Below are 10207 nucleotides of genomic sequence, written 5' to 3'. Positions count from 1 at the left end.
ATGAGCGGGCACGGCTCTAGCGGCGGCGTCGGGCGACGTCGATCCGATCCCGATGACGTGCCCCGGACCGGCGGCAAGCCGGGATGCTGGGCGGTTCGGGAACGGCGAGATCGCCGTCTCCGGCGCTCTCGCATCCGCTTCGCCAGGACGGCGTCAGCGTTCGTCACGCGGCAGCAGGTCTTCCGCCAGCGCCACGTCCTGCGGCGTGTTGAGGTTGAGGAACGGATCCACCGGCCGGTCCGGCCATGCGGCCTCGGCGGCGCCCTGGCGGGCGATCCACTGGCCGACCCGGCGCAGGCCCTCGCCGACGAGGGCCGCCCGCAGGTCGTTGCGCAATTCCACCGGCCAGAGACCGTCGACGTAGTGGGCGCGTCCGCCCGAGGCCGCGATGGCGAGCCGGGTGCCGGCCGCCGCACGTTCCGCGTGCAGCCGGGCCACGAGATCGGGCGGCAGGAACGGCGTGTCGCCCGCGACGCTCGCCACGAAGGCGATGCCCGGGTGATGCGACGCGGCGTGCTCCAGGGCGGCGAGCACGCCCGCGAGCGGTCCCGGGGTCTCGGGCACCGAATCGGGCACGACCGGGCCGTCGAAGAATTCCGCGAAGCGCGCCGGATCGCCGTTGGCGTTGAGGATCAGCCCGGCCGCGCATTGCGGGCGCAGGCGCTCCGCCACCCGCTCCAAGAGGGTCCGGCCGCCGAGCCGCAGCAGGGGCTTGTCGCCGCCGCCCATCCGGCGCGACAGGCCGCCCGCCAGGATCACCCCGAGGGTCGGCGGGACGCCGCTCACTCGATGACGATCCGGGGCGCCGGGCGGGCGGTCCCGCCGCCCGACAGGGTGTCCCAGAGCCGGCCCGCGATCTCGCGGTAGATCGCGGCCTGCGGGCCGTCGGGGTCCACCGCCACCACCGGGCGACCGGCATCGGAGGTCTCGCGGATCGTCATGGTGAGCGGCACCTCGCCGAGGAAGGGCACGCCGAGGCGCTCCGCCTCGTGGCGGGCGCCGCCGTGACCGAAGATGTCGGAGGCGGTGCCGCAATGCGGGCAGATGAAGGTCGCCATGTTCTCGACGATGCCGAGGATCGGCACCTCGACGCGCTTGAACATGGCGACGCCCCGGCGCGCATCGATCAGCGCGAGGTCCTGCGGCGTCGAGACGATCACCGCGCCCGCGAGCGGCGTCGCCTGGGCCAGCGTCAGCTGCGCGTCACCGGTGCCGGGGGGCATGTCGACGATCAGCACGTCGAGTTCGCCCCAGACGACGTCGCGCAGGAGCTGCGTCAGGGCCGACTGCACCATCGGCCCGCGCCAGATCATCGCGGTGTCCGCCTGGATCAGGAAGCCGATCGACATCACCGGCATGCCGTAGCCGTCGAGCGGCACGATACGCTGGCCCTGGGGCGTCGACACGGTTTCGGGCTTGCGGTCGAGGCCGAACAGCTTGGGCACCGAGGGGCCGTAGATGTCGGCATCGAGCAGCCCGACCCTGAGCCCCCGCGCCTTGAGGGCGAGCGCGAGGTTGCAGGCGGTGGTGGACTTGCCGACGCCGCCCTTGCCGGACGCGACCGCCACGATGTGGCGCACGCCCGGCAGCGCCGGACCGGGCCGGGGCCCCGCGCCCTGGCCGGCTGCGGGTCCTGCGGGGCGGGGCGGCGGGGCGGCGGGGCCGCGCTCGGCCGTGAGGCTCGCCAGCGCGCTCTTGACCCCGCCGATCTTCAGCACCGCCATCTCGGCCGCCTGCCGCACCGCCTCGAACGCCTTGGCCTCGGCGGGCTCGATCGCGATCGAGAACATCACCCGGTTAGCGGGATCGACCACGATCTCGGACAGGCGCCCGGTCTCCGGCAGCGGCGTGCCCTCCCGGCCCACCGTCACGCCCGACAGCGCCCTCAGCACGTCCTCACGGGTGATCGCCACGGCCCGGCACTCCTCACGCGGGCGCGGGAGGCGCCCCTGCCCGTCATGTAAACCGCTCCCGCCGAAACGCCAGCGCGGCCGGTGCGGGAGGGAACACCGCAGGGATTCGGACTGCGCGACGATTCCCTCCAAGCTTTCGCCGCCGGCCCGCGTCTCACGGATCGAGCATCCTTCGCGGCGGCACCGGCTCGGCGAAGGACCGGTGAGGACGCGGCACGGGGCCGCCGGGAACGACCGCATGCGGGACAATGCCATGCCGCTCCGCGACCTGCCGCCGGGCTCCGCCCCGGAGCCGGACGATCCCGACCCCGATGCCGGCCTCGCCGCCCGGGCGGCGGCGGGCGAGCGGGCGGCCTTCGAGGCGCTGCTGCGGCGCCACTACGACCGCATGCACCGGATCGCGTGGCGCCTCACCGGCTCGCGCGACGACGCCGAGGACATCGTGCAGGAGGTCTGCTGTGCGCTGGCGGAGCGGATCGGGACGTTCAGGGGCGAGGCGAAGGTCTCGACGTGGCTGTTCGGCATCGTGGCCAATGCCTGCCGCGACCATCACCGCCGCGGGGCGCGGCTGTCGCGGCTGCGCGGCGGGCTCGCGGTGCTGGCCGGCCTCGCGCGGCCGCCGGACGGGCGCGACCTCTTCCGGCGAACCTGGCTCGCGAGCGAACTCGCCCGCCTCGACCCGGCCCTGCGCGAGACGGTCGTGCTCGTGGTCGGCGAGGGGCTGACCCATGCCGAGGCGGGCACCGCCCTCGGGGTCGCCGAATCCACCATCTCGTGGCGCCTGCACGAAGCGCGGCGCCGGCTCACGCTCTCCGGGAACGACCGACATGGCGCCTGATCCCGCACTCCCCGCCGCCCCCGAGCCGTCATGCGAGGCGCGCGAGCGCGCCGTCCGGGCGGCCCTCGCGCGGTTCGATGCCCAGACTCGCGACGGCCAAGGATCCGCGGGCTTCCGGCGTCCCACGGAGCGTCACCCTCCGCGACGGACGCCGCTCATTCTCCGCACCCGCACCGCCCTGGCCGCCGCACTCACCGCCGCCCTGGCCCTGCCCGCCGCCTGGACCATCCTGGCCGAGCGTACCGCTCGGCCGCCCGAACGGTCCGTTCGGCCGCCCGCGCGCGCCGACCGCGCACCCGCTCCCGTCGAGACCGCGCGCGAGGCGCCGCCGCCGGTCCCGCCCGCCGCACCCGCGCCGGCGCAGGGGCCCGCATCGCCCGTCTCGCCTGCCGCACCCGCCATCGCCGCCGCGCCCCCGGTCGCGCCCACACGCGAGCGCACCGATCCCGGCCTGCAGCAGATGTCCGAACTCGCGGCCCCACCTTCGCCCGCGCCGCTGCGTGCGCCGGCCGGAGCGGTCGCCGCCAAGGCCCGCTCGCTCGGTCTCGCCGAGAACCGGCTCGCGCCGCCGCACCGGCCCGAGCCCGCCCCCGCCGCTGAGCCCACCGGCCGCGACCGCTTCGCGAGCGGACCCGAGAGCGTCTTCCGGGCGGTGCGCGAGGCGCCGGTCTCGACCTTCTCGATCGACGTCGACACCGCCTCCTACGGGGTCGTGCGCGCCGCGCTCGCCCGCAACGTGCTGCCGCCGAAGGCTGCGGTGCGCACCGAGGAACTGATCAACTACTTCCCCTACGCCTACGAGGGGCCGGCGAGCGCCAACGAGCCGTTCCGGGTGACGACCGCGCTGTTCCCGAGCCCCTGGGCGGAGGGCCGTCAGCTCCTGCATGTCGGCATCAAGGGCTACGCGCTCCAGCCGGCGGAGCGGCCGAAGGCCAACCTCGTTTTCCTCGTCGACACCTCGGGCTCCATGAGCCCGCCGAACCGGCTGCCCCTCGTCAAGCAGGCGCTGGCGATGCTGCTCACCCGGCTCGATGCGCGCGACCGCGTCGCCATCGTGGCCTATGCGGGGCAGGCCGGCACCGTGCTGGAGCCCACGCCCGCGAGCGAGCGGGCCCGGATCCTGGCGGCCATCGAGGGTCTGGCGGCGGGCGGCAGCACTGCGGGCGGGGAGGGGATCCGGCAGGCCTACGCGCTGGCGCAAGCCAATTACGAGCCGCAGGCCGTCAACCGGGTGATGCTCGCCACCGACGGCGACTTCAACGTCGGCATCACCGATCGGGAGGAGCTGAAGGGTTTCGTCGAGCGCGAGCGGCAGAAGGGCATCTTCCTGTCCGTCCTCGGCTTCGGCATGGGCAACCTGAACGATGCGCTGATGCAGGCGCTGGCGCAGAACGGCAACGGTGCGGCCGCCCACATCGACACCGCCAACGAGGCCCGCAAGGTGCTGGTGGAGGAGGCGACCGCGACGCTGATCCCGATCGCCAAGGACGTGAAGATCCAGGTCGAGTTCAATCCGGCCGCCGTGGCCGAGTACCGCCTGATCGGCTACGAGACCCGGCTGCTCGACCGTGCGGACTTCGCCAACGACAGGGTCGATGCCGGCGAGGTCGGCTCGGGCCAGACCGTGACGGCGCTCTACGAGATCGTGCCGGCGGGCGGGCCGCGGGTGCTCGGCGACCTGCGCTACGGCGAGCGGTCCGGCCCCGCGGCGGGCCAGCTCGCCCGGGAGGTCGCTCACGTGGCGATCCGCTACAAGCGGCCGGATTCCGACACGAGCGCGCTCCTCGACACGGTGGTGGAGCGTCCCGGCGCGCTCGCCCGCCTGGAGGACGCGCCGCAGGAGGCGCGCTTCGCCGCCGCGGTGGCGGCCTTCGGGGAGATCCTGCGCGGCGGGCGCCATACCGGCCGCTTCGACCTCGACGACGTCCTGCGGCTGGCGCAGTCGGCCCGCGGCGACGACCCGTATGGTTACCGCGCGGAGTTCCTGCAGCTCGTGCGCGCCGCGAAGACCGCACAGGCCCTGTCGCCACAGCCCCGCTGAGCCGCGACCGTTCACCACGCTCCTTGACCTGCGGTGAACCGAAAGCCGTCCACCGTCTTTACTCGTGCCGGGGCGCACATCGGCCCGGCCGTGCCGGGGCTATTTCACGGTCAACCACAGGGTCATCACGGTTCACGAACAGAGGCAGCCATGCGCCAGCGCATCGAGGATATCGGGTTCATCTGCAAGCTCACCTTCGTCGCGGTGCTCGGCAGCGTCCTGACGCATCTGTTCGCCTGAAGGCCAGCGGCTCAGGCGTCGTGCCGGACGCCGTGCTCGTAGAGCATGTGCCGGAAGGCGCTGCGGACATGGGCGTCCGCCGGCTCCTCCCAGATCACCGGCCCGGTGCTCGCCGCCTCGGCGAGCTGCTGGGCCGCGAAGGCGGCGCCGGCCTGGCCCGTCATCAATTCCTCCACGGTGTCGAGGAGCAGGTCGACCTGCTCGCCGTCGAGGAGCTTGGCCTTCTGCAACGTGCGCACGAGCTGCGTCGTGAGCGCTTCGAGGGCGCGCAACCGGTCCTGGAGTTCGAGGATCTGCATCGGGCGAGGTCCATCCACGGCGGAAGGCCGGATCTCGATCCCAGCATGCCGCCCCGCAACGCCCGGCAAACAAATCCCGTCGCAATCGAGCGATTCCGCCGCGCTCTGGACATCGGCCGCGATCCGCCCGATGGAGCCGGAGCTTTTCCGGCCGTGGGAGCGGGCATGTCGCGATCGGTCCTGATGCTGCGCAAGGCCGCGCTCGCGGCGGGCGGCCTCTGCCTGCTCGCGCTGGTCTGGCTGTCGTGGATCCCGAAGGACTGGGAGGTCCGCACCAGCCTCGCCGGGCAGATCGAGCACGTCCTGGCCTATGCGGGCACGGCCGCGATCCTGGCGGTCGGGCTGCCGCGCCCGTCCGCCTCGCGGCTCTTCGCCGCTCTGGTGACGCTCGCGGGCCTCCTCGAGATCGGCCAGCGCTGGGTTCCGGGACGGACCGCGCAGGTCGTCGACTTCGCGGCGAGCAGCCTGGGCGCCGGCCTCGGCACGCTGGCGGGTCTGCTCGCGCTTCGGGCGCTGCTGCGCCACGACCGCACGTCCTGATTGTTAGTTCCGGCCACCACCCCTTTCCGCCCGGGCGCCGTGAGCCAGATGTCCGCACGACGACTGGGTTCCTGCGGCCGGCGCAAGGCCGGACCGCGCCTGGTGCGGTTGCGGCAGCCGGCACGCCCGGCCTAACGACGCCCAGTCTGGAACCGTTGTGATCGGGACTGCCGCGCCGCGACCGGGATCGTGCCCGCGCATCGCAGAGCGGCCCCAGAGCCGGAGGGCGATGATGATCAAGCTCAACGTGAACGGCCAGGAGCGGGCCTATGACGGTGACCCGGAGATGCCGCTCCTCTGGTACCTGCGGGACGAACTCGGCCTCGTCGGCACCAAGTTCGGCTGCGGCATCGCGGCCTGCGGGGCCTGCACCATCCATGTCGGGGGCTCGGCCGTGCGCTCCTGCCAGACCCCGGTCTCGGCGGCGGACGGGCAGCCGGTGATCACCATCGAGGGCCTGTCGCCGGACGGGAACCACCCGCTCCAGGCGGCATGGCGCGACCTCAACGTGTCGCAATGCGGCTACTGCCAGACCGGCCAGATCATGCAGGCGGCCTCGCTGCTCAAGGACACGCCCAAGCCCACCGATGCGGACATCGACTCCGCCATGAGCGGGAATCTCTGCCGCTGCGGCACCTATCCGCGCATCCGCGCCGCCATCAAGCAGGCGGCCGGCGTGACCCCGAAGGCCCAGGGAGAGCGCCTGTGAACCTGATGTCCCCCCTCTCCGCCGCGGAGCCTGCCTCCGCCCTGTCGAATGTCAGCCGCCGCGGCCTGCTCGGCGGCGCCGGCGCCCTCGTGCTGGCGCTCAGCCTGCGCACGCCGCCGGCCCGCGCGGCCGAGACCCAATTCGGCGCCGATGCCATGCCGAACGGCTGGCGCGACGACCCCACCCTGTTCGTCGCCATCGCGCCGGACGGCACCGTGACGGTCACCTGCCACCGCTCCGAGATGGGGCAGGGCGTGCGCACCTCGATCGCCCTGGTGGTCGCCGACGAACTGGAGGCCGACTGGGCCAAGGTGAAGGTCGCCCAGGCCGAGGGCGACGAGGCGCGCTTCGGCAACCAGGACACGGACGGCTCGCGCTCGCTGCGCCACTTCTTCATGCCGATGCGCCGCGCCGGCGCCGCCGCCCGCGCGATGCTGATCGCCGCCGCCGCCAAGGAATGGGGCGTGCCCGCCGCCGAGGTCACGGCCGAGAACCACGTGCTGCGCCACGCCAAGTCGGGCCGGCAGACCGGCTACGGCGAGATGGCGAAGGCCGCGAGCGGCCTGCCGGTGCCGCAGGGCGACGCCGTCCGGCTCAAGGACGCGTCGGCCTTCCGCTACATCGGCAAGGGCCAGATCGGCCTCATCGACAACCGCGACATCACCACGGGCCGGGCGACCTACGGGCTCGACACCCGCCTCGACGGGATGCTGTACGCGGTGGTCGCCCACCCGCCGGTGTTCGGCGGCACGGTGAAGTCCTTCGACGCCGCCGAGACCCTGAAGGTCCCGGGCGTGGTCAAGGTGGTGCCGATCGATCCGCCGGCCCCGCCGGTGGAGTTCCAGCCGCTCGGCGGCGTGGCGGTGATCGCCAAAAACACCTGGGCGGCGATCAAGGGCCGCGAGGCGCTCAAGATCACCTGGGACGACGGCCCCAACGCCTCCTACGATTCCGATGCCTACCGGGCGCAGCTGGAGGAGGCCGCGCGCAAGCCCGGCAAGGTGGTGCGCCAGGAGGGCGACGTCGACGCCGCCATGAAGGGGGCGGCCAAGCGCGTCGAGGCGGAATACTACATCCCCCACCTCGTCCAGGCCCCGATGGAGCCGCCGGCCGCGACGGTGCGGATCCGGGACGGCCAAGTGGAGGTCTGGGCCGCGACCCAGGCGCCGCAGGCCACCCGCGACCGCGTCGCCAAGCGGCTCGGCATCGGCGCCGACAAGGTGACGGTGCACGTGACGCTGCTCGGCGGCGGCTTCGGGCGCAAGTCGAAGCCCGACTACGTGGTCGAGGCGGCGCTCTGCTCGCAGGCGATGGGCGGCACGCCCGTCAAGCTGACCTGGACCCGCGAGGACGATCTCCACCACGGCTACTACCACACGGTCTCGGTGGAGCGGCTGGAGGCGGGCCTCGACGCCAAGGGCATGCCGGTGGCGTGGCTTCACCGCAGCGTGGCGCCGACGATCGGCTCGATCTTCGCCGCCGGGGCCGACCACGAGATCCCGATCGAACTCGGGATGGGCCTCGTGAACACGCCCTTCGCGATCCCGAACCTGCGGATGGAGAACCCGAGCGCGCCCGCGCATGTGCGGATCGGCTGGTTCCGCTCGGTGTCGAACATCCCGCACGCCTTCGCGATCCAGTCCTTCGTGGCCGAGCTCGCGCACGCGGCGGGCCGCGACCCGAAGGATTACCTGCTTGACCTGATCGGGCCGGCCCGGATCATCGATCCGGTGAAGATCGGCGACGCCTGGAACTACGGCGAGGATCCGGCGCGCTATCCCATCGACACCGGGCGCCTGCGCCGGGTGATCGAGGCGGCGGCGACCGGCATCGGCTGGGGCCGCAAGGTCGAGAAGGGCAGGGGCCTGGGCATCGCCGGCCACTACAGCTTCGTGACCTACACGGCCGCCGCCGCGGAGGTCGAGGTCGGGCCGAAGGGGGAGATCACCGTGCACCAGGTCGACATCGCCGTCGATTGCGGGCCGCAGGTGAACCCCGAGCGGGTGCGCTCGCAGCTGGAGGGCGCCGTGGTGATGGGCATGGGTCTGGCGCTCACGGCCGAGATCAGCTTCAAGAACGGCCGCACGGTGCAGGACAACCTCGACACCTACGAGCTGACCCGCATCGACGCCGCGCCGAAGACGATCAACGTCCACCTGCTGCCGGGTCAGGATTACGGCAAGCCGCTCGGCGGCGTCGGCGAGCCCGGCGTTCCGCCGGTGGCGCCCGCGATCGTCAACGCCGTCTTCGCCGCCACCGGACGGCGCATCCGGCAATTGCCGCTGCGCGACAAGCTCAGCGCCTGATCACGACCATCCTGCGTGCGGCCGGATCGCGGCCGCACGCAGGCCCGGCGACGCGATCGCCAGGAGACCGGACCGGCGGCCCGGGGGGTCGAGCGAGCCTCCCGCCACGGGAGCGGCCGCACGGTGCAGGACATCCTCGATCCTCACGCGCCGACCCGCATCGAGGCTGCGCCGACGACCATCAAGGTCCACCGGCTGCCCGCCAATGCAAGGCGGCTTTCTTCTTTCCATAACTGCCGCTATGCTTCGGATCGAGGGGCAGATCGATTGGCCGGTCACTCAATCCGGACAGTCATACGAAGTCGATCGGCCTGCCGCGCATGCTTGCGCGGCGGTGCAGGACTGGTCGTGCGGGTGCCTCTCACGACCGGACAGGCCAGCCGCCCGCAGAGGCGGCGGCCCGGCCGGACACGGACCGTTGCATCTGATGTGGAGGAAACTGATGGGCCAAAAGATCGCCGCTTCCGTCCTCGTCCTCGCCTGCCTCGCGCTGGCGCCGGCCGTGGCGCAGACCCCGCCGCCCGACCCGCTCGGCACGCCCGCCGGGTTCAGTCAGGAGATCCGCACCGTCGTCACCTTCAAGATCCCGGACGAGGTCGCCCAATCCCTGCTCCCGGCCGGATGGACCGTCAGCCCCATCGCGCAGGGCCCAGCCAAGGGCGCCAATCTCTCGGCGGTGTTCGCCGAGACCCTGCTCGGCCTCGGGGCGGACGGCAAGCCGGTGGGGGCGCCCGAGCCGTTCGTGGTCCTGTCCGTGCCCGCTAAGAGCGGTCAGGAGAACGCCTTCGGCATCGTCGTCGTCTATGGCGGCGCGCAGGCCGTGCCCGGCTACTACCGCGTCGGCAAGCCCGCCCGGGTCTCGCTCGCGCGCAGCGTTCAGGGGCAGGATCTCGCCAAGACCGTCGAGGAGACCTGGACCGTGGCGGGCGAGGGCGGCGAGCGCCTCAGCCTGCGGCTCGCCTACGAGGCCGGCCAGCCGAACCGCGGCCAGTTCGACTCGCGCAACGTCTCGGCCGCCGACCCGAAGGTGCGCCGCAACTACCGGATCGACCAGGGCAGCTTCGTGATCCGCAGTCCCGGCAGCTCGATCGACCGGGCGAAGACCGTGAGCGTCGAGGCGTCGGGCGGCGTGCTGGGCAAGATCTTCTCCGGCCCGCCGGAGATCGTCAGCGTCGCCGCACTGCCGTGGTACGCGCGCCAGATGTTCGTCCCCACCGTGACCGACTGAGCGGCGCCTGGCGGCGCAGCGGCCGTGCGGCGCCCCGTGCCGCACGGCCGGAACTGCTCCTGCGCCCCCGGGTTGAGCCGGAATCCGCCACAC

9 protein-coding genes are annotated in these 10207 nt (G+C 73.1%); 6 read left to right on the top strand and 3 right to left on the bottom strand.

All coding sequences use genetic code 11. From position 1 onward, the window contains the following. Positions 1–153: 153 nt before the first annotated feature. On the bottom strand, positions 154–786 hold the full coding sequence (gene mobA / locus MFF61_RS25880; protein WP_283206037.1) for a molybdenum cofactor guanylyltransferase MobA: 633 nt from the start codon (positions 784–786) through the stop codon (positions 154–156). Continuing rightward, positions 783–1913, bottom strand: a complete 1131-nt coding sequence (locus tag MFF61_RS25875) for an Mrp/NBP35 family ATP-binding protein (RefSeq protein WP_238240571.1) — start codon at positions 1911–1913, stop codon at positions 783–785. Before MFF61_RS25875 ends, mobA begins: the two co-directional genes overlap by 4 nt. 253 nt (positions 1914–2166) lie before the next feature. Between MFF61_RS25875 and MFF61_RS25870 the strand changes: the two genes are divergently transcribed. Then, complete coding sequence (locus tag MFF61_RS25870) at positions 2167–2751, top strand: RNA polymerase sigma factor (RefSeq protein ID WP_238240570.1); 585 nt, start codon at positions 2167–2169, stop codon at positions 2749–2751. After that, positions 2741–4792: a vWA domain-containing protein gene (locus tag MFF61_RS25865; RefSeq protein WP_238240569.1), complete on the top strand. Its 2052-nt coding sequence runs from the start codon at positions 2741–2743 to the stop codon at positions 4790–4792. The genes MFF61_RS25870 and MFF61_RS25865 overlap by 11 nt, the downstream gene beginning before the upstream one ends. Before the next feature lie 251 nt (positions 4793–5043). Here MFF61_RS25865 and MFF61_RS25860 read toward each other — a convergent pair whose 3' ends face one another. After that, complete coding sequence (locus tag MFF61_RS25860; RefSeq protein ID WP_238240568.1) at positions 5044–5331, bottom strand: hypothetical protein; 288 nt, start codon at positions 5329–5331, stop codon at positions 5044–5046. A gap of 165 nt (positions 5332–5496) precedes the next feature. Between MFF61_RS25860 and MFF61_RS25855 the strand changes: the two genes are divergently transcribed. The 4 genes from MFF61_RS25855 to MFF61_RS25840 all read left to right on the top strand — a co-directional run bounded on the left by MFF61_RS25855 (position 5497) and on the right by MFF61_RS25840 (position 10114). Continuing rightward, positions 5497–5871 (top strand): VanZ family protein, encoded by a 375-nt coding sequence (locus MFF61_RS25855; protein ID WP_238240567.1) that lies wholly within the window; start codon positions 5497–5499, stop codon positions 5869–5871. Positions 5872–6103: 232 nt separating this feature from the next. After that, on the top strand, positions 6104–6580 hold the full coding sequence (locus tag MFF61_RS25850) for a (2Fe-2S)-binding protein (RefSeq protein WP_238240566.1): 477 nt from the start codon (positions 6104–6106) through the stop codon (positions 6578–6580). A 5-nt stretch (positions 6581–6585) separates the two neighbouring features. Continuing rightward, positions 6586–8886, top strand: coding sequence for a xanthine dehydrogenase family protein molybdopterin-binding subunit (locus tag MFF61_RS25845; RefSeq protein WP_238240573.1), 2301 nt, complete (start codon positions 6586–6588; stop codon positions 8884–8886). A 442-nt stretch (positions 8887–9328) separates the two neighbouring features. Then, positions 9329–10114 (top strand): hypothetical protein, encoded by a 786-nt coding sequence (locus MFF61_RS25840; RefSeq protein WP_238240565.1) that lies wholly within the window; start codon positions 9329–9331, stop codon positions 10112–10114. Positions 10115–10207 lie beyond the last annotated feature (93 nt).

The organism is Methylobacterium isbiliense (assembly GCF_022179325.1).
GTDB lineage: Bacteria > Pseudomonadota > Alphaproteobacteria > Rhizobiales > Beijerinckiaceae > Methylobacterium > Methylobacterium isbiliense.
This window is presented reverse-complemented; position numbering and strand designations above follow the sequence as displayed.

What these genes read in the sequence shown, in the direction of transcription:
- MFF61_RS25860 (WP_238240568.1), bottom strand. Translation starts at nt 5,331, where the DNA reads ATGCAGATCCTCGAACTCCAGGACCGGTTGCGCGCCCTCGAAGCGCTC.
- MFF61_RS25850 (WP_238240566.1), top strand. Translation starts at nt 6,104, where the DNA reads ATGATCAAGCTCAACGTGAACGGCCAGGAGCGGGCCTATGACGGTGAC.
- MFF61_RS25845 (WP_238240573.1), top strand. Translation starts at nt 6,586, where the DNA reads ATGTCCCCCCTCTCCGCCGCGGAGCCTGCCTCCGCCCTGTCGAATGTC.
- MFF61_RS25865 (WP_238240569.1), top strand. Translation starts at nt 2,741, where the DNA reads ATGGCGCCTGATCCCGCACTCCCCGCCGCCCCCGAGCCGTCATGCGAG.
- MFF61_RS25870 (WP_238240570.1), top strand. Translation starts at nt 2,167, where the DNA reads ATGCCGCTCCGCGACCTGCCGCCGGGCTCCGCCCCGGAGCCGGACGAT.
- MFF61_RS25855 (WP_238240567.1), top strand. Translation starts at nt 5,497, where the DNA reads ATGTCGCGATCGGTCCTGATGCTGCGCAAGGCCGCGCTCGCGGCGGGC.
- MFF61_RS25840 (WP_238240565.1), top strand. Translation starts at nt 9,329, where the DNA reads ATGGGCCAAAAGATCGCCGCTTCCGTCCTCGTCCTCGCCTGCCTCGCG.